25 protein-coding genes are annotated in these 25,585 nt (G+C 31.7%); all 25 read left to right on the top strand.

Annotated features, from left to right (window positions below; translation table 11 throughout):
* The first annotated feature begins 10 nt into the window (after nucleotides 1–10).
* Nucleotides 11–1,882 (top strand): DUF6020 family protein, encoded by a 1,872-nt coding sequence (locus tag G611_RS0102710; protein ID WP_028242305.1) that lies wholly within the window; start codon nucleotides 11–13, stop codon nucleotides 1,880–1,882.
* Complete coding sequence (locus tag G611_RS0102705; RefSeq protein ID WP_028242304.1) at nucleotides 1,879–2,967, top strand: acyltransferase; 1,089 nt, start codon at nucleotides 1,879–1,881, stop codon at nucleotides 2,965–2,967. The genes G611_RS0102710 and G611_RS0102705 overlap by 4 nt, the downstream gene beginning before the upstream one ends.
* A gap of 22 nt (nucleotides 2,968–2,989) precedes the next feature.
* Complete coding sequence (locus G611_RS0102700; RefSeq protein ID WP_028242303.1) at nucleotides 2,990–4,198, top strand: hypothetical protein; 1,209 nt, start codon at nucleotides 2,990–2,992, stop codon at nucleotides 4,196–4,198.
* A gap of 86 nt (nucleotides 4,199–4,284) precedes the next feature.
* A complete protein-coding gene (locus G611_RS0102695) occupies nucleotides 4,285–5,607 on the top strand; it encodes a hypothetical protein (protein ID WP_155942229.1) in 1,323 nt (440 codons plus the stop codon).
* Nucleotides 5,608–5,622: 15 nt separating this feature from the next.
* Nucleotides 5,623–7,104: an MBOAT family O-acyltransferase gene (locus G611_RS0102690; protein WP_028242301.1), complete on the top strand. Its 1,482-nt coding sequence runs from the start codon at nucleotides 5,623–5,625 to the stop codon at nucleotides 7,102–7,104.
* A gap of 19 nt (nucleotides 7,105–7,123) precedes the next feature.
* The gene (locus G611_RS0102685) at nucleotides 7,124–8,386 is read left to right on the top strand and encodes a hypothetical protein (RefSeq protein ID WP_028242300.1); all 1,263 of its coding nucleotides are present in this window, start codon (nucleotides 7,124–7,126) and stop codon (nucleotides 8,384–8,386) included.
* Entirely contained in the window at nucleotides 8,386–9,351 is a 966-nt protein-coding gene (locus tag G611_RS15095) for a glycosyltransferase family 2 protein (protein WP_028242299.1), read from the top strand. The genes G611_RS0102685 and G611_RS15095 overlap by 1 nt, the downstream gene beginning before the upstream one ends.
* A complete protein-coding gene (locus G611_RS0102675; RefSeq protein ID WP_028242298.1) occupies nucleotides 9,342–9,746 on the top strand; it encodes a sugar 3,4-ketoisomerase in 405 nt (134 codons plus the stop codon). The genes G611_RS15095 and G611_RS0102675 overlap by 10 nt, the downstream gene beginning before the upstream one ends.
* Complete coding sequence (locus G611_RS0102670) at nucleotides 9,712–10,092, top strand: hypothetical protein (protein ID WP_028242297.1); 381 nt, start codon at nucleotides 9,712–9,714, stop codon at nucleotides 10,090–10,092. The genes G611_RS0102675 and G611_RS0102670 overlap by 35 nt, the downstream gene beginning before the upstream one ends.
* A gap of 44 nt (nucleotides 10,093–10,136) precedes the next feature.
* Complete coding sequence (locus tag G611_RS0102665; protein ID WP_196801527.1) at nucleotides 10,137–10,352, top strand: hypothetical protein; 216 nt, start codon at nucleotides 10,137–10,139, stop codon at nucleotides 10,350–10,352.
* Between the two features lie 809 nt (nucleotides 10,353–11,161).
* Entirely contained in the window at nucleotides 11,162–11,503 is a 342-nt protein-coding gene (locus G611_RS0102660) for a hypothetical protein (RefSeq protein ID WP_155942228.1), read from the top strand.
* Between the two features lies 1 nt (nucleotide 11,504).
* Complete coding sequence (locus tag G611_RS0102655) at nucleotides 11,505–12,602, top strand: DegT/DnrJ/EryC1/StrS family aminotransferase (RefSeq protein WP_028242294.1); 1,098 nt, start codon at nucleotides 11,505–11,507, stop codon at nucleotides 12,600–12,602.
* A 17-nt stretch (nucleotides 12,603–12,619) separates the two neighbouring features.
* A complete protein-coding gene (locus tag G611_RS0102650) occupies nucleotides 12,620–13,570 on the top strand; it encodes a GNAT family N-acetyltransferase (protein ID WP_028242293.1) in 951 nt (316 codons plus the stop codon).
* Nucleotides 13,560–15,086: a lipopolysaccharide biosynthesis protein gene (locus tag G611_RS0102645; protein ID WP_036947869.1), complete on the top strand. Its 1,527-nt coding sequence runs from the start codon at nucleotides 13,560–13,562 to the stop codon at nucleotides 15,084–15,086. The genes G611_RS0102650 and G611_RS0102645 overlap by 11 nt, the downstream gene beginning before the upstream one ends.
* Complete coding sequence (locus G611_RS0102640) at nucleotides 15,079–16,056, top strand: glycosyltransferase family 2 protein (protein WP_028242291.1); 978 nt, start codon at nucleotides 15,079–15,081, stop codon at nucleotides 16,054–16,056. The genes G611_RS0102645 and G611_RS0102640 overlap by 8 nt, the downstream gene beginning before the upstream one ends.
* Nucleotides 16,057–16,180: 124 nt before the next feature.
* Nucleotides 16,181–17,284, top strand: a complete 1,104-nt coding sequence (locus tag G611_RS0102635; RefSeq protein ID WP_155942227.1) for a hypothetical protein — start codon at nucleotides 16,181–16,183, stop codon at nucleotides 17,282–17,284.
* A gap of 209 nt (nucleotides 17,285–17,493) precedes the next feature.
* Nucleotides 17,494–18,927: a DUF6056 family protein gene (locus G611_RS0102630; protein ID WP_028242289.1), complete on the top strand. Its 1,434-nt coding sequence runs from the start codon at nucleotides 17,494–17,496 to the stop codon at nucleotides 18,925–18,927.
* A gap of 8 nt (nucleotides 18,928–18,935) precedes the next feature.
* On the top strand, nucleotides 18,936–20,723 hold the full coding sequence (locus tag G611_RS0102625; protein WP_028242288.1) for an HAD-IIIC family phosphatase: 1,788 nt from the start codon (nucleotides 18,936–18,938) through the stop codon (nucleotides 20,721–20,723).
* Between the two features lie 12 nt (nucleotides 20,724–20,735).
* Nucleotides 20,736–20,975, top strand: coding sequence for an acyl carrier protein (locus G611_RS0102620; protein ID WP_028242287.1), 240 nt, complete (start codon nucleotides 20,736–20,738; stop codon nucleotides 20,973–20,975).
* Nucleotides 20,976–21,119: 144 nt separating this feature from the next.
* Nucleotides 21,120–21,860: a GNAT family N-acetyltransferase gene (locus G611_RS0102615; protein ID WP_028242286.1), complete on the top strand. Its 741-nt coding sequence runs from the start codon at nucleotides 21,120–21,122 to the stop codon at nucleotides 21,858–21,860.
* Entirely contained in the window at nucleotides 21,857–22,993 is a 1,137-nt protein-coding gene (rffA, locus tag G611_RS0102610; RefSeq protein ID WP_028242285.1) for a dTDP-4-amino-4,6-dideoxygalactose transaminase, read from the top strand. The genes G611_RS0102615 and rffA overlap by 4 nt, the downstream gene beginning before the upstream one ends.
* A 17-nt stretch (nucleotides 22,994–23,010) precedes the next feature.
* Nucleotides 23,011–23,967: a glycosyltransferase family 2 protein gene (locus tag G611_RS0102605; RefSeq protein WP_028242284.1), complete on the top strand. Its 957-nt coding sequence runs from the start codon at nucleotides 23,011–23,013 to the stop codon at nucleotides 23,965–23,967.
* A 55-nt stretch (nucleotides 23,968–24,022) separates the two neighbouring features.
* Nucleotides 24,023–24,151 (top strand): transposase, encoded by a 129-nt coding sequence (locus G611_RS15560; protein WP_081656948.1) that lies wholly within the window; start codon nucleotides 24,023–24,025, stop codon nucleotides 24,149–24,151.
* Between the two features lie 9 nt (nucleotides 24,152–24,160).
* Complete coding sequence (locus G611_RS13660; RefSeq protein ID WP_051195022.1) at nucleotides 24,161–24,520, top strand: hypothetical protein; 360 nt, start codon at nucleotides 24,161–24,163, stop codon at nucleotides 24,518–24,520.
* Nucleotides 24,513–25,571 carry an IS3 family transposase gene (locus G611_RS0102595; protein WP_028242283.1) on the top strand — a complete coding sequence of 353 codons (1,059 nt, stop codon included), beginning with the start codon at nucleotides 24,513–24,515 and terminating at the stop codon, nucleotides 25,569–25,571. Before G611_RS13660 ends, G611_RS0102595 begins: the two co-directional genes overlap by 8 nt.
* Nucleotides 25,572–25,585: the final 14 nt, after the last annotated feature.

Raw genomic sequence — 25,585 nt, 5'->3', positions numbered from 1 at the left:
AAATATATTAATGCAAGATAAGTTATTAAAAGTAAAACCTATAGTGTGCCTTGTAGGAGCATTCATGGCATCATTGATGCTGACCATGAGCTTTGGGATACATTCGTCAGGCAAAGAATATTCGACAGCAATAGCGGCTGTATTCGATGATTTGTTTTCTAGCATGGATAACAAATCTTTTGAGGCTACTATCTTATTTATAGTGTTTTACTATATTGGAACAAGAAAATATATTAGTGATGTGCCATGTAAGATAGCTGTAGGTATATTTAGCTTTATAGTATCTTCAGTATGGTTATTAGGACAATCATTTGTCATTGATGATTCGTTTGTAAATCTTACTGCTTCTTATGGACAAATGATAAAATCATTAATATTTTTGGCAGGAGGGTTTTATTTAGTCTATATTTTAATAGCATTATTCTATTATTTTATAAATAAACCAGTATTAGCAGATGAAAATTTCTTAGATAAGTTATTAAAAAAGAACTACTACTTAACAATTGCCTTAATACTAGTTATGGCATGGATTGTTCCTGCTGTTATATGCTACCCAGCATTTATGAATTCTGATACATGGGCACAGTTATTTCAGTATTATGGATATGGCGATTTGACAGCACATCATCCTGCAGTAACAACACTTACAGTTGGAATATTAACCCGAATATGCGGTGCATTAGGTAATGCAAGTGCAGGATTATATATAATAGTGTTATTTCAATTTGCGGTATATGTATCAGTAATCACATATTCGTTTTCACTAATCAAAAAGCTTGATGTGCAGAAATGGATAACATACTTGTATTTAATTATGTGTGTTCTGTCCCCATATTATGCAAACAGAGTTAATGTGCCATTGAAAGATGGATTATTTGCATTGGCAAATCTTTTGCTGATTGTGGAAATAATATATGGTTTATTGGATATAGATGAATATATCAAAAGTAGAAGACATATAGTATTGACTGTAATTGCAATAGCAGGAACTTTATTACTTAGACATAATGGGGCATACGTACTTTATCCAACTATTCTTATATTTACTATAGTGGCATTTATAAAAAGAAAGAGGATAAACAAGGCTTACGCGACCAGGATCATTGCAATCGTGCTTATTACAATAGTGTGTAGCAATTGCCTGGAATCGGGATTAAAAGCAGCTACAGGAATGAAAAATGGTCCATTTACAGAAGCTTTATCCCTTCCTGCACAACAGATTGCACGTACTGTTAAGAAGTATGATGCTGTTATGACTGATGAAGAAAAGGAAGCCATCAACAATGTGATAGAGTATGATGAGCTTGTTCATTTTTATGAGCCATATATTGCGGATCCTGTAAAGGGATTGTATTACGAGGATATTTCAAAAGCTGATTTAAAGAAATATTTAATTACATGGATGAAGATGTTCTTTAAATATCCAGACACATACATTGCTGCATTCCTTAACCAAAACTTTTACCTCATATATCCTTTTGAAGAAAACAATGTGGTTTATAATCAGTTCTTTATAGGACATGAAGATAGAATGGCTCCGCTTAAGGATAACCATGGATTTAAAGATTCAGCTGCTTTTGATGGAGCTCAGGAGTTTGCATATTTTTGGAATAATTTCTGGTATTCATCGCCAGTAGTGGGAATGATGGCGCATCCAGCTGTTCCGACATTATTATTACTTGCTATGGTAGTATTAGCATTCAAGAATAGAAAAACCAGAAGATTCTTAATCGTGGCAACACCATTAATATTTAGTATATTTATTATATTGTTAGCACCTGTTATTCAGTATGCATCTAGATATGCATTCCCTATTATTTATTCATTGCCAGTATGTGTGGCGTATTTTTCATATCTTAATAGGTGTGGGGAGCGTAAATGAGTAAGAGAAAGGTTCATTTAGATTTACTTAGGGTAATAGCGATTATATTAGTGCTGTATAACCATTTGCACGGTTATACAGCATATATGCGTGAGGAAGGAGTTACCAGATGGATATACATGGCTGGTAGTGCTGTTACACGTGCTAATGTACCTATTTTTTTGATGATATCAGGTGCATTATTGTTAAAAAAGAATTATGAATACACCAATAAAGATTATTGGAAGAAGATATTTAGATTTATAGCAGTTTTATTGTTGTTTGAAATAATAGTATATTTAGAGTATTGTAAATTAGATTTGTTTTATGACCCTAGTTATGAAGCAAATTTTAAGGATTTTATATATGGCCTGGCAGCAAATTCCATAGAAGAAACATATTCATATTGGTATATATATACTTATATTTGCTTTTTGTTTATGTTGCCGTTGTTACAAAGAATAGCTATTCATATGAAAAGGGCGGATTTTTATGTGATACTTACCCTTCACTTTTTATTGGTATCATTTGTGCCATGTTTTAATGTTTTTTTAGCTCATTACAATTTGGCACCTATTACACTTGCAGATAGTATTACAGTGCCATTAGCCGTCACAAATGCCATATTTTTCCCATTAATGGGACATTATTTGGATAATTGTTTAGATATAAAACAGGTTAAAATAGTAGAGCTGTTAAACTTGACACTGATAACAGTTATGTCGATACTTGTAACCTGTGTTCTGACATACAGAGAAGGTAGGGTGGATGGATATGGTAACGACATAATACAGCATTATGATTTTGATTATGTGGTTGCTATCTATGCGTTTATATTAGTCAAATATCTAGTAACACAGAGACAGGAAAGACAAAATCATAAAGAAACATTAGATTATGTTATAGTATCATTTGGTAAGCTTACATTTGGAGTGTATTTGTTGGATCCAGTATTAAAGGGATTGCTGTATTATAATAGATACCTTAATATTCATTTCAGCACAGCGATAATGGAATCTATTGGATGGGTTATTATTAGTGTCACTTTAGGTTCAATTATTACATGGATATTGAAAAAAACATATTTACTAGGGAAAATACTATAAATAATAATCAGGAATTTAGATTATGAACAAAAATATAAAAAAATGGGCGAAGCTTTTTTCAAAATGCATTATGGTGCTAATACCTGTTTGGATCATGTGTATTTATTGTAAGCTATCAATACTTAATTTTGTTAATGAAGATAGTTTGGGCTTGTTATGGAATAATGATTTTACGCATAATGAAAACAGGAAATATTATAGCACTGTAATATTAGGAGATTCTATTGCAAATTCTGCATATTTGCCAGAACTATTATCAGACTCAACAATAGATTTGGCTTTGGCAGGTACAGGTGTAGTTGAAAATTACTACACTTTAGAAAATTATCTTAATAATAATAAAGCTCCAAAAGATGTCTTTATTAGTTTCGCAGATTATCATTTAGCACAGGACGATTTTACGTGGAAAAATAGCAATTATGTTCATAAATTATCATTAAAACAAAATTACGAAATATATAAAGCAATACTGGAGTATGCAGATGCCTCTTTAGCTGAACTTACATCTGAAAGCTATTGGTCGGATGTGATAATGTATAAATTATGGATGCCTAGCAAATATATGTATTCCGTAATAAAGGGTCTAGAGGAAAACAGAAAAGTAGTAAATACTAAAACATATAATGAGACTACTGCAAGAATAGGTAGACATTGTAGTATATCAAATGAGGTCTATGTTCCCGAAGGAGACATTGGATATAAAGAGTATACAGTTAGTAAGTTACAGGAACAGTATTATATAAGATTGATACAGCTTTGTGCTAAAAACAGTATACAGCTTCATATTGTAAAAATGCCTACACCATCAAACACGTTTTATACAGATGAGTATATTAGGCAGATTAATGATTACTATGCCAATTTAGCCAGTGGCTATTCAAATGTGGATTTTAGTTGGCCAGTACAACTATATGATATAGACCAGTTTAAGGATTCTAACCATATGAATAATCATGGAGCACTTTTATTTACAAGAAAGATTAAGGAAATGTATCCTGATGTTTTTTCGGATAATACACTTTCACTTGCGAGATATTTGGCTGTTGATCAAGATATCAAAACAGAATATGATTTGGATTATATAAATGAGTGGATAGAGGGGTTTGACTACACATTAGAAAAAACTGATAACTATTATATGGTGACAAATAACTACACAGAACAAATTGTAGAAGAGGGATATTTTGAAAACCAGGGGGAGGAGCAAAAGATAATAACAGGGAAAGATTGATGAAGGTTATATTTAAATTAGTATGTAAATGCATATTGGTAACAGTTCCTTTATGGGGAATGTCAATATTCTTTTATTCATATAGGATGTATTACAGTAATATCGATTTTGCTTATAGTTTTTGGAACAAGGATTTTGCTCATGCAGAAAAAGATAAATATTATAATGTTGTTATAATAGGCGATTCATCTTCTAATTCAGCATACATACCAGAAATCCTTTCTGACAATACAATTAATTTATCAGTTGGAGGTAGTTCTACAGTAGAGGGCTATCTTGTGCTGAAGGATTATTTGGAAAATAATGAGGCGCCAACAGATGTATTTCTTTCGTATCATGATTCTCATTTTAAAAATACGGAAGCATTTTGGAATATGATTGTTCCATCGCACAGGTTTAAATTAATGGATAATCTGGAGATTGTTAATAGAGGAAGAACAGATGAAACAGATATGTTTTATCATAAGAATGCTATAAGTGATTTATTGTTAAATCAGATATATTTTCCAAGCAAATATATTACATTCTTCACAAATTCAATTGGGCAAAACAGATATGAAGCGAATGTTAAGGGATATGATGAGGCCGAGTTGCATAGAGGGCGAGTAGTAGGAGTAGGCAAAACAGAATTCCAGACAACGCAAAATCGAGTATACGATGATTTTTTGATAGAGCCAATGTATGGAGAGTATTTTGAGAAGACTATAAAACTGTGTGTAGATAATAATATAGCTGTACATATAGTAAAGCCACCATTACCAGGTAATACTATAATGACAGATAAATACAAAAAAGCTGTATATGATTATTATAATCAGTTTATAACAAGATATGATAATGTATCATTTGACTGGATTGATAAGAAATACTTAAATAGTAAATTTGCAGATGAAATACACTTAAATAATGATGGAGCTCTTGTATTTACTACAACTATAAAAAATAGATATGTTAATCTCTTTAACGAGAAATATACAAAAAATCAAATGCTTGGGGTTGATGACTATCTGACAACAGAAAATGCACCCCAGTATTTGTTCCAGTTTATGAAAAATAAGAATTATACAATATTGCTGCATGATTCTGTGGGACAAATAGATAAGTTTAATATGCAGTTCCTAAAGCCTAATGATATTCTATTGAAGTCAATGGTAGATGATAGCGGTATAAGTAATAATTTGTATGATGCTAGCCCTTCTATTCATGATGATGAAATAGAGTATGAAATAAAAGATGAAGGCACAAGTGCTATGGTAACCTTCAATGGTAAAAAATATAGATGGAATTATCTTGCAGAAGGTGTAAGTGCATTTATAATAGATAATTCAAATCAACAGTTGGTAGGAATAAAAGACATTGCATATGTCAAAGATATAGATGAATTTTCAGATTACATAACTGTTGAGTAAAGAAAGAGGATATATATGTTATTTAATTCGGCACAATTTTTGATATTCTTTCCGGTAGTTACATTAGTGTATTTTGCTATTCCAAAGAAAATCAGAAATTATTGGCTCTTAATAATAAGTTATTATTTCTATATGTGTTGGAATCCTAAATATATTTTGTTATTGATGGCTTCCACATTAATTACATATACTAGCGGTCTTTTAATGGAGAACATCAAAGGAAAGAAATATGATGCAATAAAAGAGCGTAAACTTAAAAACTGGGTTGTAGCAGGTAGTTTTATATTAAACGTTGGCATGCTCTTCTATTACAAATATACTAATTTTGCAATAGATACATTAGATAGAATATTTGCGAAGCTACATGTTGCGGTTACTATACCTACTGTAGATATTGTATTACCTGTTGGTATTTCATTCTTTGTATTTCAGTCTCTTAGTTATACAATGGATGTTTATAGAGACGAAATATATGCAGAGAAAAATTTTTTTAGATATGCACTGTTCGTATCTTTCTTTCCACAGCTTGTGGCAGGGCCTATTGAACGTTCAAAGAATCTTCTAAAACAGCTTTCTACACCAGGAGAGTTTGAATATGAACGTGTTAGATCAGGACTTCTCACAATGCTTTGGGGATTTTTCTTAAAGCTTGTTATAGCCGATAGAGCAGCAGTTTTGGTTAACGTGGTTTATAACAATGTGTATGGATATTTTGGATATCAGCTTGTGCTTGCCAGTGTGCTGTTTGCACTTCAGATATATTGTGATTTTATGAGCTATTCTATCATTGCAAAAGGTTCTGCCAGGGTATTAGGATATAATTTGATGGATAATTTTGATTGCCCATATTTTGCTACATCTATAAAAGACTTCTGGAGAAGATGGCATATATCACTTAGTAGCTGGTTAAGAGACTACCTATATATACCTCTTGGTGGTAATAGAAAAGGCAGAGTTAGAAAGTATATTAATATTATGATAACCTTTTTTGTAAGTGGATTATGGCATGGTGCGGCGTTTACTTACATAGCCTGGGGACTGATTCACGGTATGTATCAGATAATAGGCGAAATATTAATGCCTGTTAGAAATAAGGTTAGAACTACATTACATATATCGGAAGATAGTAAAGTACTGTATATACTTAAGATTATAGTTACTTTTGTTTTGGCTGATATTGCTTGGGTATTCTTTAGAGCAAATAGTATAACAGAGGCATTTGTAGTACTTAAAAATTCGTTTTATCTAAAGAATCTTGCCACATTAAAAGTGGATATCTGGGCGTTAGGTCTTGATATGAGAAATGCATTTATGCTTGTAGGAGCAACAGCTGTATTAGTTATATCAAGCATTATAAAGACAAAAAACAACGTATTGGTAGAATGGGTATCAAACAAACACTTTGTAGTTCGATATGTGCTATATTGGGGCTGTTTGTTATTTATAATTTTTTCAATGGATATTGGTGGACAAGAATTTATCTATTTCCAATTCTAATATAGAGGAATCATGTTGAATGAATAAGACAATTATTAACAGAGAATCCTTAGCAAAAATATGGCAGGTGGTGCTTGCATCCCTGCTATTCATTCTGGGATTTTACTACACAGGAATTCAATACACACAGCTGAAAGCTCTTGGAATAATCATTTCTATTATGGCCATCACAGGTTTGTTTATATATGGTCATGTAGAAATAGATTTGAAGATGCTTTTGATTTTTACAGCCTTTTTCTTGATAGGATTTCATAATAGCCGTAACTGGATAGATTATGAAGTACCATATGCGTGGATATTAGTATGGCCATACATTATCGGTAAACTTGCTGTTGGTAAAGACAAAGCTATGGCAGATAATAATTTCTATAGAAATTATTTTTGTATGTCTGCAGGAATGATAACGTTAGGCATTGGAGAGGTTGTGAGAGGAAAAATCTTACATTTATACGAGACAGAATATCTCTTCAATCTGTGGAATGGAGAATTTTATTCCAGAACAACCCATGAATATAATTATGTATTTATAATCAGCTCGCTAGTATTTGCCTTAATGTTGATTATGAAGAATAATAAAAAGGCTTGGATAATAGTTGCATTAGATGCATATATAGTTTTTGCTATGGTTATGAATGAGGGTAGATATAGTCTTACATATACAATCATTCAGATACCTATGTTTATATTTGTCTTATTAATTGGAAGATGGAAATCATTTGATAAAACACAGAAATCCAAAGTTATCAAGGCTTTGCTAACAGCAATTGTAACTATAATAGTATTATTGATATTATTTAGGCTTAACATTTTTGGTCTGTATAAAATGTATAAGAACTCATATTTAGTAGGTGGTGGAAGTGTATTCCATAATCAACGATATGATTTCTTGGTGGCGGTAATAAAAGCAATACCAGATAATCTGCTTGGAGGATTTGATTACGCCAGCCCTGAAGGGTCACATAATATGTGGTTGGAATATGGTGATAAATATGGTGTGTTTATATTAGTATTATTACTAATGTTTAAGCTGCTTACATTTATAGATGCGTTTTTGTTGATGATAAAATCAAAAACTAATCTTAAGTATTTGGTAATACCGTCTTTCTTGTATCTGCATTTATATTACACATTAGAGCCTAATGGTTTTGCCCATAGAGAATTCCTTATTTTTGGATTGTTCTATTGGGGAATGATAAGAGCACGTGTGGAACTTGAAGATAAAGGTGATTATGAATTAGCATTATTAAAAGATAAAGCGAATCTTGGAAGGGATTTAGCATAATGAATGAAAAAAAGGTTAGTATTATAGTTCCCACATATAACCATGAGGAATATATTATTGATTGTCTTGAGAGTATAAAAGACCAAGATTATGAAAATATAGAACTTATTATAGGGGATGATGTTTCGTCAGATAAAACATATGAAAAAGCTCAGAAATGGGTCAAAGAAAATGAAGATCGTTTTAATGCTTGTGTTATCTATAGGAATGAGAATAACTTAGGTATATCTCGTAACATGAACGAGTTGGTAAAAAAAACAACGGGAGATTATATAAAGTCAATAGCTTCGGATGATTTGCTATTGCCCAATGCAATAAGCTCACTAGTCGAATATTTGGAGCAAAATAACGATGAAATTGTATTCGCAAATGCCTATAGAATAAACGAGCAATCAAAATGGCCATTAAATAATAATTATGAATTGTTTTACAGAAAGATACCCCCAAGTGGGAACGATATTCTAAATTATTTATATGATTCATCTTATATTGCTGCACCAACTGTTTTATTTAGAAAAGGAACGTTTGATAAATATGGTCTATTCCGAGAGGATTTGTGTTTTGAAGACTGGGAATATTGGTTACGTCTAGCGGCTAAGGGAGCAAGTATAGGGTATCTTGACAAACCTCTTGTAGGCTATAGATTTTTAGATGAGTCGGCAAGCCATTTTTCCGCAGGACAAGAGGAAGAAGCTAGATTTTTGAGATTTGCTCAAAGCGAAAAGAAAATGCTAGAAGAATATAAAGAGTATGTAGATAATGGTATGATCAATTACTGGAATCGAAATTTTATAGCTTGTATGGATAATAAATACGATTTGGCTCTTGAACAATTATTAGCTTCAGAGGATTGTTGTGTATCGGCAGGAATTAGAGTGCGTTTATTCTTTTATAGAATACATATGTATTCTATAATAAAAAAAATAATTCATTATATGAAAAGCGGAGGTAGTAAATGCAAGTAGTAAAATATATGTTTCAGCCACATGGTGATGAAAGAGGACAACTTGTAGCATTGGAAGAGTTCAAAGATATTCCGTTTAAGATAAAAAGAGTGTATTACATGTATGATACGGGAGAAGGTGTAGTGCGAGGTCATCACGCACACAAGAGTTTAGAACAGATTTTAATTTGTATACATGGTAGTTGCAAGATAAGGTTAGATAATGGTATTGAAAAGAAAGTAGTTCCATTAGAGAAACCATACGAGGGACTTTATGTCGCAAATAACATGTGGAGGGAAATGTTTGATTTTTCCCCAGATGCTGTCTTGATGGTTTTGGCCTCAGAGCTATATGATGAAAAGGATTATATAAGAGATTATGATGAATTCCTTAAATTTATCAAAAAAATCGATTAAAGTAATATTATTTATCCTAGGAATTATATTATTGGGGATATTTGCGATAGTATTTAAGTATAGAATAAAAACAAAATTGTATGGAAGCTGGACGAATTTCATTATTGAATGTAAATATGATGACGAGCCAACTTTTAATAAAATAGAATATGACAATAGGAATAGTAATGATAAATATTTAGCTATTGGGTTTGATGATTTTAGAGATAGCGATTTTATGATGGTAGTGCCTATATTTGCTTCGCATAATGCGTATGATACCTATAACACAATTCCTAAAGAAGAAATATTTGATATTAAATATATTTCTAAAATAGATTATCTTATTGAACAGGAAATGAGATAGGTAATCATTGTTGGAAGCATGAAAATTATATATTTATGGACCCTATGATAAATGGACAGGATCCTTATAAAATCGAAGGAAATCAGCGTGTTTTTCCATCTAATGATGAAATGCGTGCTGATAGAGGCGATGGTAGAAATGTTTTTGGTTATAGAATTGATGACGTGGTAGCTGTTACTTATAAGGATTATCCTTTTCCTAATGAGGTTGAGGAGGATTTTAATTGTAGTTTTTCTAATGTGGGGCAAAAAATAGTGTGAGCTTACAGATGCCGAATGTCAAGAACTTAGAAATAGATATAGTATATATAGAGATAATACAGGTCTTCTGGATACATTAGATTACTTATCTAATAGGTATTTAGGTACCAAAGGTAAATCATTTGGAAGATATAATGAAAAGAAGGAATGTTATACCGGGGGTATATTTACAGGAGCTAAAACATCTGCGAACCACGAAATATGGGAAAGATATATTGCAATAACGGATGCATGTTTTAAAGATAATTATAATAAGGATTTTTCTTTTTGTACATGGTCTTATCCTGGTAATCCGCACAGTCCTTTTGTCTATGAAAAAGATAGACGGTATTACTATAATCTAGAGAATAAAGTTTTATATAATTATTTAGCAAGATTTAAGTCCTCAATAACGGGGGAAAATAGAAGTTGGACGGACTGTCTTCGGAATAATGGTTATTTGTTTACACATGATACATTTTATCCGTCGAGACAAGATGGACAAAAAATGTGTATGATGATAACTCTAATTTGACGAATCCTGAGCAAATGTATGAGGCTGAACCAGAATTCTATGATTTTATAGAATAGCTGCGTCATGATAATTCTAATGGCATTATACACAGTGAAGTAATAGATTCTCTCGATACTTACTCTGAAAGAGTGTTCTTGAATGAAATATTGAATTTTTGTGATAGAGCAGGAATCAGCGTGATTACAAAAAAGAGGCCTATGGTCTTTGTTTTGATAAGATAATTGAGGATGGAAATTTAGTATATAATCCAAATTTTGAGAATTCGATTAGTGAATATTTGCCTGATGTAAAGAATATGCCAAAGAATTCTGATGGATACCAAGGAAACTGTGAGGTCCTAGATGAAAAAACACCAACATTAAAAATTGAAGGAGAGGCTTTTTACTTGCACTGTGGTATTCCTACTGGTGGCTTGGAATATAAAGCAAATGTGAAAGGAAAAGGTATAATATCTATTTATTCAGTAAAAAATAATGATACATATGAACTAAATGACAAAGAGTTGGAATTACTTGAGCATATAAAAGTTGATGATGAGGAATTATGTGGCGGTTGGGGTGAAAAGATAATGGGTATTAAAATTGTGTATAATGGAAATATTGAAATAAAAGATATTGAACTTAGAAAGGTGAAATAAAATGAAAATACCATTTGTAAGCTTTAAACCAATGGAAAAAGAATTAGATAAAGATTTAAGAGCTGCTTTTGAGCGTGTATATACTAGAAGTTGGTATATAGAAGGCGTCGAGGATGAACAATTTGAAAAAGCTTTTGCAGAATATTGTGGAACAAAATATTGTATAGGCGTTGGAAATGGTTTAGATGCTTTAATGCTGGCACTTAAGGCGTTAGGAATAGGTGTAGGTGATGAAGTAATAGTTCCTGCTAATACATTTATTGCAACGGCATTAGCAGTTACATATACTGGGGCAACACCAGTACTAGTAGATCCAGATTTAAAAACATTTAATATTAATCCAGTTTTGATAGAAAATGCTATTACAGATAGAACTAAGGCGATTATGCCAGTACATTTATATGGGCAACCATGCGATATGGATCCTATAGTAGAAATTGCAAAAAAGCACAACTTGTTTATTATAGAGGATTGTGCACAGGCTCATGGAGCAACTTATAAAGGAAAAAAGATAGGTTCATTTGGGAATGTAGCAGGGTTCAGCTTTTATCCAGGAAAAAATTTAGGTGCACTTGGTGATGCCGGTGCAACTGTTTGCTCTAACGAAGAAACAGCAAAAAAAGTTAGAGCGTTTGGCAATTATGGTTCGGATTATAAATACCATCATATATATGTAGGAAATAACTCAAGACTTGATGAAATGCAGGCAGCATTTTTATTAGTTAAGCTCAACCATTTAGATAGAATGAACGAAGCACGTAGAAATATAGCGAATAAATATTTGGAAGGTATTACTAATCCTAAAGTAATAAAACCTTTTATTCCAGACTATGCAAATCCAGTATGGCATATATTCGGTATTAGAACTGAGGATAGAAAAGGGTTAGAACGATATCTTAACAATAAGGGGATAGGAACAAATAAACATTATCCTATTCCGGTACATTTACAGGAATGTTATAAGAATTTGGGATATCATAAAGGGGATTTCCCTAATGCGGAAATTATAAGTGAAACTGAGCTTAGCTTACCTATGTACTATGGTATGACAGATGAAGAAATAAATTATGTGATAGATGCTATAAATACGTGGGTATAGTAATCAGAGAGGTTAGAATGATAAGTATAGTAAGATATTCGGCAGAGAAAAAAGAAGAGTGGAACGATTTTAATAACAATAGCAAAAATAGCCTATTTATGTTTAATCGCAATTATATGGAGTATCATTCAGATAGATTTCAAGACCATTCATTAATGTTTTATGATGATGAGACTTTAGTGGCACTCTTACCGATGTCACAGAGAGAAAATGAATTAATATCTCATGGCGGATTAACATATGGCGGTTTTATTACAAATGATAAAATGAAGCAGCATACTATGTTAGATTGTTTTGATGCTTTAAAGGAATATTCAAAAAAAGAAGAAATAAAAAAAATAATTTATAAAACTATTCCACATTTTTATCATAGTCAGCCTGCAGAAGAAGATAAATATGCGCTTTATATAAATAATGCCACTATATTTAAAATAGAAGCCTCTACTGTCGTGAATTTAAAAGCTCCTTTGAAGATGCCAAAAGGTAGAAAAGCTCAAATTTCTAGAGCAAAACGTGAAGGAGTAGATGTCGAGATATTAACAGATGTTGATGCATATGCAAAATTTATTGATTTAGAAAATGCTGTGTTACAAGAACATCACAATACTAATGCGGTTCATTCGGCTAATGAGATTAACTATTTGCATGATTTATTTCCAAATAATATACATTTGTTTGCAGCATTAAAAGATGGAGAAATGATAGCGGGTACTATTATTTTTGAGTATGAGAATGTTGTCCATACACAGTATATGGCTGCCAATGAAGAAGCAAGACAAATTGGCGCATTAGACCTAGTAATTAAAACAGTAATTGATAAATACTCTGGAAATAAAGAGTGGCTTGATTTTGGTATATCCACAGAAGATAATGGTAGGATATTGAACTATGGATTAATATCACAGAAAGAAGGGTTTGGTGGACGAACAAATATATATACCACATGGGAAATAAATAATGAAGAATAGTCGAACAATTAACAGTATTAGAAATACCTCGGTGGGAATAGCTGTCACAGTGGGAACAGTATTGTTGTCATTTGTGACAAGAGTATTTTTCCTTAGGACTTTAGGTGAAGATTATTTAGGTTTAAATGGTTTATTCACCGAAATAATAACAGTATTATCGTTAGCTGAGTTAGGCGTAGGTATGGCTATAATATATCATTTGTATTTGCCTATTGAGCAGAACGATAAAAAACGTATTAATCAGCTGATGACATTGTACAAAAAAACATATAATACAATTGGAATGGTTGTACTAGTAGTCGGAATTTGTATTACCCCTTTTGTAGAGTTATTGGTTACAGATGTAGATTTTCCTGTATCGTATATACGAAAGATTTTTTTACTGTTTGTTTTTAATTCAGCAGTTTCTTATTTTTTTTCATACAGAACATCTTTACTAACAGCTGATCAAAAGCAGTATATATTATCAATAATAACATTAGTTGTAAAAGTTATTTGCACAGTCACAATTATTATAGCCTTGTTATTGACTCATAATTATATATTGTACCTGTGCTTATTAATTGCACAGTCAATGCTTATCAATATTGTTGCTAGTATATATGTGAGTCGCGCATATCCTTTTTTAGATTATAGAGATACAATGTCTAAGGAAGAAATGAGTGTAATATTTAAAGATATCAAGGATATTTTTTTAAAGAAACTATCTGGTGTTGTAACAAGCTCAACAGATAACATTCTTATTTCTAAATTAGTTAGTACAATTAAAGTTGGTCTATATAGTAATTACACCATGTTATTTACGGGTGTAAGAATGTTTACTGGACAAATTTCCAATGGAATTAGAGGTAGTGTTGGAAATTTAATGGTGACAGAAGATGGAGAACACTGTTCAGATGTTTTGAAGAAAACAACTTTTATTTATTATATGTATGCTATTGTGGTTTCAGCTGGTTTACTTGCAATTTCGAGTGACTTTGTTGCAATCGTTTTTGGCGAAAAATATATCTTAGAATATTATGTCATCATAATAGCAATAGCTAATATATATTTAGAGATTTGTTGTGATCCATTGTGGCAATATATGGAGGTGTCAGGGCTATTTAGTTTTGATAAGTATATAGGGATAATTGGAAGTATAGTAAATTTGATAATTTCAATTGTGCTTGGTAGAATTGTCGGAATGGCTGGAATTTTTTTGGGAACAATTTCGACACAACTAATTCAGATAACATTAAAATCTATTTTATTATACGATAAAAAACTCATGGTAAGCAAAAAAGGATATTTCATTCTTTGGGTGAAAATGTTACTAAGTTTTTTGATTGCTGTATTGCTTAGTGTTGTACTTATAAATAAAATATTTTTTGTGAATATTTTTATCACATTTATAATAAAAGGAATGTGTGCTGTTTTATTCTCTATAGTTATAATATTGATTATGTTTGGTATGACGGATGAATTTAAATATTCAATTGGGATAATAAACAGGATATTGAGGAGAAATCATGATTAAGGTTTGTGTATGCATCACAACATATAATTTAAAGGATTATATAAGACAGGCATTGGATAGTGTGCTAGCGCAAAAAACGGAATATGAATATAAGATTATTGTTGCAGATGATTGTTCGACTGATGGAACTATAGATATTTTAAAGGAATATAAAGAAAAGTATCCAGAAAAATTTGAGCTTGCGCTAGCTGAGAAGAATAGTGGTTCTCTTAGCAATTCAAATAGAATATTTGATGGCCTGCAGTGCGAATATTTTACATTTCTAGATGGAGATGATTATTGGTGTGATGATAATAGAATTCAAAAACAAGTAGATTTTTTGGATTCACATCGTGAATACATGCTTTGTGCAGGAAATACAAGATTTCTTCGCAATGGAGAGCTGGCAGATTATGTTGTAGAAAAGAAGTACATGAATAATAGCTACGATTTTGATAGTTATGTTAATGCAACAATGCCATTCATACATACATCAGCAATAATGGTTAGAAATACCATTTTTATTAATGGCTTGCCGGATTGCTATAAAAATGCTGTAGGTACATTTGAAGAATGTGCACTCCGTGGAGAAGATTTCAGACGAATTCTTCATTTGGAAAAGGGGCCTTTATATGCCTTTGATGATGTTGTATCTGTTTATAGAATACATGAAAAAGGTATGTGGCAGGGCGGCTCTGAAATAAGACACCTTATTGAAAATGCAATAGGATATAATTTTTATCGTAAGTATTTTAAGGATAAGGATACATATTTTTTTACAGAACAAACAATACATAGCTACCAAGCACTAATGAGATACTTGTTTTTGAAAAAGGGTATAATGTCATCATATAGCATGACTGCTAAAGATAATTATCTATTTACAAGTTATCTTAATGAAATATCAACTGCTGATTTAGATTTTACCAATGATAAAGCCCAAAGCTTTATTAATAAACTAAGACTAATAAAAAGTATACTCAAGCAATAGAAAGGTCGCAGATTTATATATGCACACTGAACATAGTTTTTTAAATAATATCAGTTATATAGTAATCACATTGTTAGGGATTTATTGCCTAATAGCCGAGATTATACCAATTAGCATGTTCTGTTTGGTAGGAGCGGTTATTGTTATTTATTTAGCCTATAAATGCGGTAAAGTACAATTTGATTTTGCAGTGTTTTTTTTAGCATTGGGACTTGTTGTTGGAATTTACTATGGATTTTACTTCATAGGTAATTCTGATACTGTTGATGTTAGTAAGATTTTGTCACCTGTTGTAGCCTATTTGCTAGGAGTGCTATTGGTAAATACTTTTGAAACCTATGAAAAGTCGGTAAAGCTTGTATATGCCTCTATGAGTATCCCCATGGCAGTGTATGCGCTATCTAGTGCTATTTACTGTGTTATGAATACTAGAGAAGGTACTATTTTAGGGAATATTATAGATAATCCCGATTTGATGAATAGACGTTTAGTAGAAGTTATGTTTTTTATGATAACGGCTTCGTTAATATGGGCAGTGATGACTTTTAAGAATAACAAGTTTGTATCTTGCCTAATAATAATAGCAAATGTTTTGGTGCAAATAGCAAGTATTAGAATACATACTCGTTACAATACTTATTTTTTTGTATTGGAAATTTTCGCATTATTAATTATATGGACATACACGGTTATTAAAACAAAATGTAATACAATAATTAGCACTATCGTAACCATAGTATTGTCTGTAATGCTTATACTGATTTTGACTATGGTGTATCGTGTAAATTTAGGAGGTCTCAGAAACATTTATTATAATTCTTTCTGGGGTGCAGATGGTGGAATCTTACATAGTTACAAATACCAAAATATTGGTGAAGCTGTAAGAAATTTATTTACAGAAAACAATCGAAAAGGGTTTTATATTAATGCAAATGGCATAAATACTAGCTATAATCTTTGGTTGGATTATGCAAGAGATTATGGAATGTATTCATTTGGTCTTATATATATTTTTAAAATCCTTACGGTAATCTATACATTCAGAATGATTATTAATAAAAATGTAAGTAGTGAAATTAAGTATTTGTTGGTACCTGCTTTTTTAGCATTTAATATTTTTTATTCAACAGAGGCTATATCGAAAGTACAAATATACACATGGATATGGGGACTTATCATTAGTGGTATGATTAGAACATGTTGCTTACAAAAGAAAGTGAAAGAGTGATTGTAATTTGATTTATTGATTTTGACAATAATTATTGACTATAATATGCACATGTCCAGTGTTGTATTATTTAGAAAGTTATATAATATCTTATAGTGCATAATAAAATTGCTAACACTATATTTTTATAATTATATATTTAATCAATTAGCTTAGGAATCTTGATTTTACGGATATTTACATTTATTTATAGATAAGGAGGGGATTATTTGATAAAGCAAATAAAAAAGAATATAAGTACATTGGTTATTACTTTAATTATAATATTACCATTGCTGAATACGATTATTTTTAGTGTTCCATCAGCGGATGATTTTTCGATGGCATCAGATTTGTCTATCAATGGTAATTATTTTATTAAGGTAATTAAAGCTACTATAGATTTTTATAATACATGGGGAGGGCAATGGCCATTAATTTTCATCGAGTATTTACTAAACCCTCTTATGTATGCAAAAGCATATAGCTATGCTATAGGTATTTTTTTAATAGTATCTTTTGGGGGATTTATATGGCTGTTAAAAAGATATGTAGATAAAATATGTGTTTATATATTAGGGGATGAAAAAAATGAATATGTATTTATATTTCTTGTATTTTGTTTAAGCTTGTTTAACCAAAGATTATATAGTGAGATTTTCTATTGGTTTATCGGTAATTCTTATTTATGGGCAGTGATGTTATTAATGCTCGATCAGATTGTTATTATTAATTTTTTTTCAAGAGAATCTACAAAGCTAAGTATAATAACCACATCATTGGTTGGCTTTATTGCATGCTCTGTATATGAATTTGATATTTTTTTAGGGCTGTTTTTTTTAATAATACTCGTTATTTCAGACGAAAAAAAAATATATAAAAGATATGTACCCTTCGTATCTATGATAATAGGAGGATGCGTGTCAGTCTTCGCTCCAGGAAATTTTGCACGAAAAGAATCGTTGGATAGAGAAATTTCTTTATTCAAAGTTATATACTACACAGAAAAAAATATAATTGAAGGATTAATGGAGGTATTAGCTAATCCATTTACAATAATATTATTAATAGTAACGTTTTGTGTTGGCGTTATGAATTCAAAGTTGAAAAGAAAATATAATCCCCTTTGGGTTGTGGTATTTGGTGTGATATCGCTGGTAGGTGTTGTTTTTCCTGTGACCTTTGGTTATATGTCGGATTATACGCCTAATAGGGTTCATTTTTTTATAGACTTTACTATTTTGACTTATGTGCTAGTTGGAGGCTTGTATTTAGGGGCATATGTATCAGAAATAGAATTATTAAGCAAAGAAATTGTAAAAAGAAATATATTGAGCGTAGTAATTGTTACATTGGTTTTTTGCGTAACAAATATAAAATTTTACATTAACGACAATGATTTAGATGTGAAAATGCCATATATATATTTAATAAAAAGTGCAGAGATGGTAAGAGAAGAATCTGAGTTTTATAAAAATATATTTAAAGCGATAGAAACTTCCGCTGAGGAAAATGTAGTGGTTAGCGTAAACTCGAATGATTATGAGAGAAGTTGGATTCTTCAAAATCCGGATATTAGAGATGATGAAACATACTGGGTCAATGAAAGCGTTGCAAAGTTTTTTGGTAAAAATAGTATTAGAGTAGTGGAACAGACGGAGTAAAATACAATATGTTGAATATATTGGACTATCCATTCGATTCAGAATTGATATTAAGAAAAAAGGTAAAAATTAAGAAGGAATTGTTAAGTGATTCATCTAGGGTTTTTATTGAGAAAAGAATAGCAATTTTAGGTGGCTCTACAACTGATGAAATAAAAAACATATTGGAAATATTTCTGTTAAATTTCGGAATAAAACCAGTTTTTTATGAATCTGAATATAATAAATATTTTGAAGATGGATTATTTGATAATCCTCAACTTGTTCAGTTTGAGCCAGAGATAATATATATACATACTTCATCAAGGAATATCAGTAAATGGCCTCAAGTTATTGATTCAGATAAACAAGTAGAAGACAAACTTGAAGCTGAATATAATAGAATGAAAATGCTATGGGATCATTTAATAGATAAATATGGGTGTATTATTATTCAAAATAATAATGAACTGCCATTTTACAGAAATTTTGGAAATCAAGACGCATGTCATTTCCAGGGGAGAATAAATTTTGTTAATCGATTAAATGAGCATTTTTATCAATATAGTCGTGAGCATGAAAATTTTTATATTCATGATATAAATTATGAATCATCAAATTATGGATTAAAGGAATGGTCAAATCCATTTTATTGGGATATGTATAAGTATGCTTTGTGCATTAATGCAATACCGTATACATCGTATGGCGTAGCTTTAATCGTAAAATCCTTATTAGGAAAGAATAAAAAAGTTTTAGCACTAGATTTAGACAATACATTATGGGGCGGGGTTATTGGTGATGATGGCGCAGAAAATATAGAAATAGGTCAAGAGACTTCGCTCGGTCAAGCTTATGCAGAATTTCAAAAATATGTGAAGGAACAGAGAGATAAGGGGATACTTTTGACGGTTATATCAAAGAATGATGAATCTGTTGCAAGAGGAGGATTTGAAAGACCAGATTCTGTGCTGAAATATGATGATTTTGCATCTTTTAGGGCAAATTGGGATACTAAAGACAGAAATTTGGTAGAAGAAGCTAATGAATTGAATTTGTTAACAGAGTCATTTGTTTTTGTAGATGATAATCCGGCAGAGCGTGAGATTATTCGACAAAGTTTGGTGGGAGTTTCAGTCCCTGAAATTGGTGAAATTGAATCATACATAAAAACTTTAGATGAAGCTGGATATTTTGAAACAACAAAACTATCTGATGATGATTTTAAAAGAAATGACATGTATATTGCCAATATTAAGCGAAACAAACAAAGGGAGTGTTTTGCAGATTATGGTGATTATTTGAAGTCATTAGATATGGTCGCAGAGATAGGTCATTTTGTAGATATTTACTATTCAAGAATAGCACAGTTAACAAATAAAAGTAATCAATTTAATTTAACGACAAAACGTTGTTCACAGATTGAAATTCAAAAAATGGCAGAAAATGAAAATTACATCACTTTATATGGCAAATTGAGTGACAAATTCGGTGATAATGGCGTTGTAAGTGTGGTTGCTGGACATATTGATGATAAAGTACTCCATATAGAATTGTGGTTAATGAGCTGTAGAGTATTAAAGCGTGATATGGAAATAGCCATGATGGACGAATTAATTGCTACATGTATGGATAAAGGGATAGAATATATTTATGGATATTATTATCCTACATCGAAAAATGGTATGGTGCGTGACTTTTATTTGCAGCAAGGATTTGAAAAAAAATCTGAAGATGATAGTGGAAACACTGTTTGGGAAAAAAGAGTATCCGATGATAATAGAAAAACAAAGTATATTAAAATTATAAGAAAATAAGAGGTATAGGGTGTGAATAGAAATGAAGTTTTAAACAAAATACAGGAACTTGTAAGAGAAATATTAGATGATGAAGAAATAGAATTATCGGAGAAGACAATGGCTAGCGATATAGATGGTTGGGATAGCTTGATGCATATAACTATAATATCAGCTATTGAAGATGAATTTAATGTGAAATTTGCAATGAGAGATATTATGAATATGAAAAATGTAGGTGCGATGATTGATTTAATATTAAGTAAATCTTGATAGTGGAAAATTTTATATGGGATTATATGTTTGCATACATTAATAAGGTGAAATTATTATTTCTTTAGAAAATAGTGTGATTTAAAGTATTGTATTAGGGGATAGCTATAATATAAATTGAATATAGTCGCTGGAGGATAGAAAATGATTAGAGTAGAGATGCCTTGGGAACGACAGAATATTGGTGTGACAGCGGTTGAATATCGCTTAGATTCATGTGATAGAGCTGAAACTGTACTAGAAAATATTAGAAATGATATTTTTCAGTATAAAGTTTGTAGAGTCCCAGTAAATTCGATGAAGATGTGTTATGCTCTTCAGAATGAAGGCTTTTTATATGCTGAAAGTCAATTTGAGCTAGAGGCTAATTTGAAACAATTGTCGCTTGACCCAATACTTGAAAGATTTATTACTAGCATGGATTGTCATCCTGCTAGTGATAAAGAAATACATGAGATAGAACAAATGATACGTAAAGGGATTTTTATAACTGATAAAATAGCCTTAGATCCGTTTTTCTCAGTAGAAAAATCTGCAAACAGATATGCAAATTGGTTTTTGCAAGAGGTGAATACAAAAAATGCATCACCTTATATTGTTTCTTTGGATGGTGAAAAAATAGGTTTTTTTGCTATTTCTTTTGACACCAATAATGGACGTGACGCGGATTCATTTCTAGCAGGGTTATTTGATGCAAACAATAAAGGCTTTGGAGTGGCTACTATATATTTCCCTATGGCAGTAGCCAAAAATTCTAATAAAAAGAAAATACAAGCTAGAGTTTCATCGAATAATATCGATTCATTAAAGACTCATTTGGAACTAGGATATAAGATAAAAAATATAAATTATATATATATTAAACACGAGGAAAATGTTCTATGATACCTTTTAATATTCCGCCTTATATAGGGGTGGAGGAAAAATTTATTTTTGAAGCAATATCGAAACATAAAATTTGTGGAGATGGAGAATTTACTAAAAAATGTAATAATTGGTTAGAAGAAAAAACTGGTGCAGAAAAAGTATTGTTAACAACTTCATGTACTCATGCAACAGAGATGGCAGCATTATTGTGCGAAATACAACCTGGAGATGAAGTTATAATGCCTTCTTACACGTTTGTTTCTACGGCTGACGCATTTGTGCTCAGAGGTGCCAAAGTAGTATTTGTTGATATACGACCAGACACAATGAATATTGATGAAACAAAAATTGAGGCAGCTATTACAGAACGGACTAAAGCGATAGTTCCTGTACATTATGCAGGTGTTTCATGCGAGATGGATGTTATTATGCATTTGGCTAATAAATATAATTTAAAGGTTGTAGAAGACGCTGCTCAAGCTATTTTTAGTACATATCATGGGCAAATGCTTGGAACTATTGGTGATTTTGGTGCATATTCATTCCATGAAACTAAGAATTATTCGATGGGCGAAGGTGGAGCTTTGCTTATAAAGAATGCAGATGATATAGAAAAGGCTGAGATAATTAGAGAAAAAGGAACTAATCGATCAAAATTTTTTAGAGGACAGATTGATAAATACACCTGGGTCGAGGCAGGTTCGTCTTATCTGCCATCAGAATTAAATGCAGCCTATTTATATGCTCAACTAGAACAGTATAAAAAGATTTTTGATGATAGAATGAAATCTTGGAACAAATATTTTGAGTCGTTTGAAGAGCTTGAAAAAGCTGGCTATGTGGAACGTCCTACTATACCAGATGGATGTACACATAATGCTCATATGTTTTATCTGAAATGCAAAGATTTAACTGAAAGAACAGAATTGATAAGTTATGCAAAAGAAAATGATGTACTAATGGTATTTCATTATATTCCGTTACATTCTGCGCCAGCAGGAAAAAAGTATGGTAGATTTAACGGGGACGATGTATATACTACAAAGGAAAGCGAGAGGCTTGTTAGACTACCTCTATACTATGGCCTTAAAGAAGTAGACCAAGAGAAAGTAATTAAGGTAGTAAAAGACTTTTATCAACACAATAATTAGTATAGGAGTGTGCGGAAATGAAAATATCATTTGTTATCCCATGCTATAGATCGGAAAAAACAATAGAAAAAGTAGTTGAAGAGATAACTCTGAAAATGGTTGATATGGCTCAAGACGATTATGAAATAATCTTGGTAAATGATTGTAGTCCGGATGATACTTTTGCTGTAATAAGAAAATTATGTAAAGATAACGATAGAATTATTGGAATTAATCATGCAAAAAATTTCGGTCAACATGCAGCATTAATGGCAGGTTTTTCTGTGGTGTCAGGTGATGTTGTTGTTTGTTTGGATGATGATGGGCAAACTCCTGGAAATGAAGTTGACAAGCTTTTAAATAAAATTTATGAAGGATATGATGTTGTATATGCAGAGTATTCACATAAGAGGCATTCTAGATTTAGAAATTGGGGAAGTCATGTTAACAAAATCATGACAGAAGTGATGTTAGGCAAACCAAAAGAGCTATACATATCTAGTTATTTTGCCGCTAAGCGTTTTGTTATCGATGAAGTAGTAAAATATAAAGGTGCTTATCCATATGTTGTAGGTTTGGTGTTAAGAACTACTAAAAATATATGTAATGTTTCAGTCCATCATAGAGATAGAATGGAAGGAGAAAGTGGGTATACTTTGAGGTCGTTGTTTGGGTTGTGGATGAATGGTTTTACATCCTTTTCAATTATACCTTTAAGAATAGCTTCTTATAGTGGCTGCATTATAGCAGGATTAGGCTTTATTTATGCGATTTATGTAATTATTAGTAAGCTAGTTAATCCAGTTAAAATGATTGGATGGAGTTCTACCATTTCTGTTCTATTAATACTAGGGGGATTAATTCTTTTGGTACTTGGAATGATAGGTGAATATGTTGGAAGAATCTATATAACAATTAATCAGTCACCACAGTATGTTATAAAAGAGATGGTTAATGCAAAGGAGAGCTATTATACACCCTCTGATGTAGGGTAGTTGTCACCCATCTCCCATTTTGGTATGGGAGTTACCAAAGGGACAGGTGACGAGTATGAGCTATAACAGATATCCAAAGGAGATGAAAGAAGCTATAGTGACTAGACTTCTCGAAGAAGATGTGGTCGTTATGGATATTCAAAAAGAGACTGGGGTAGGAATTAATACCTTATACAGATGGTGAGATGAAGCCATGAACAAGCGAGGTTTATCAGCTACATCAAAGTATAAGAATGCTGATAAATGGAGTAGCCAGGATAAGTTTACAGTTGTTTTAGAAACAGCAAACTTATCAGAAATAGAATTTTCTGAGTATTGCAGAGAAAAGGGTATCTATCCAGAGCAAGTCAAAGAATGGCGAGATGCCTGTATAGATGCAAATGATTCTACAAAAGAATTTAATTTAAAATCAAGCAAGGAACTTCGAGAAAAACGTAAGAAAAATGAACGTTTAGAAAAAGAACTTGCCAGAAAAGAAAAAGCTTTAGAAGAAACAGCAGCACTTTTAGTGCTAAGAAAAAAAGCAAATGCGATTTCGAGGTCGAATGATTAGCGCTTCAGATTGCAAAACAGCAGTACTGCTAATCAGTGAGGCTGTTGATTCAGGAGCAGCACTACACAAAGCTTGTGCTGAACTTGGAATCAGTAAAAGAACTTATAATCGTTGGAAGAATACTAACAACGAATATATAGATAAACGCACCACATGTGTGCGTCCGGAACCATCAAATAAGCTGAAACCGGAAGAAAGACAGTTGATACTGAACACGGTGAATTCAGAAGAATTCGTTTCTGAGACACCATGTGAGGTTGATTCAATACTAGCGGATAGAGGAATCTATATCGCTAGCAAAAGTAGCTTTTTTAAGATGCTAAAAGAAGTAAATGAGTTGTCACACAGAGGGCGTGATCATGCTAAGACAAAACGTGTAGTATCAACACATAAAGCAACTGGACCGAATCGGGTTTGGATGTGGGATATCACATATCTAAATGGACCAATCAAAGGAAAATATTACTATTTATATTTGTTTTCAGATTTATTTAGTAGAAAGATTGTTGGTTGGGAAGTTTACGATTGTGAATCTGCAGATTTGGCTGGAAAGCTAATATCGCGTATATACAGAAATGAAAAGGTATTTTTGAATAAGCGCCCTTTGGTGCTACATTCAGATAATGGTAGTCAAATGAAGGGGGCAACTATGTTGGAAACACTTTATGCACTTGGAGTTACTCCTTCAAGAAGTAGAACTAGAGTAAGTAATGACAATTCATACGCAGAAAGCCTTTTCAAGACATTAAAATATATGCCTAATTATCAGCCAATAGGATTCAATGACATCATAGAAGCACGTCTCCGGGTAAAGAATTATGTGAAGTGGTACAATACGGAACACCGTCACAGTGGTATACAATTTGTGACACCAGCAGAACGTGGATTAGATAAAGAGATTCTTAGGAAAAGAACTAAAGTCTATGAAGCGGAAAGGCAAGCACATCCAGAAAGATGGAGTGGAGATATCAGAAACTGGAAATATTCAGAGATTGAGTGGTTGAATCCAAGACAAGTAACTGGAGATAAGCAGGAGGCGAAAGTCTCCTAAGAATAAACGAAGGG

Origin of the sequence: Pseudobutyrivibrio ruminis AD2017 (genome assembly GCF_000424305.1) — a bacterium.
Lineage (GTDB): Bacteria > Bacillota > Clostridia > Lachnospirales > Lachnospiraceae > Pseudobutyrivibrio > Pseudobutyrivibrio ruminis_B.
Note: the sequence above shows the minus strand (reverse complement) of the source record. Positions and strands in the feature narration are given on the sequence as shown.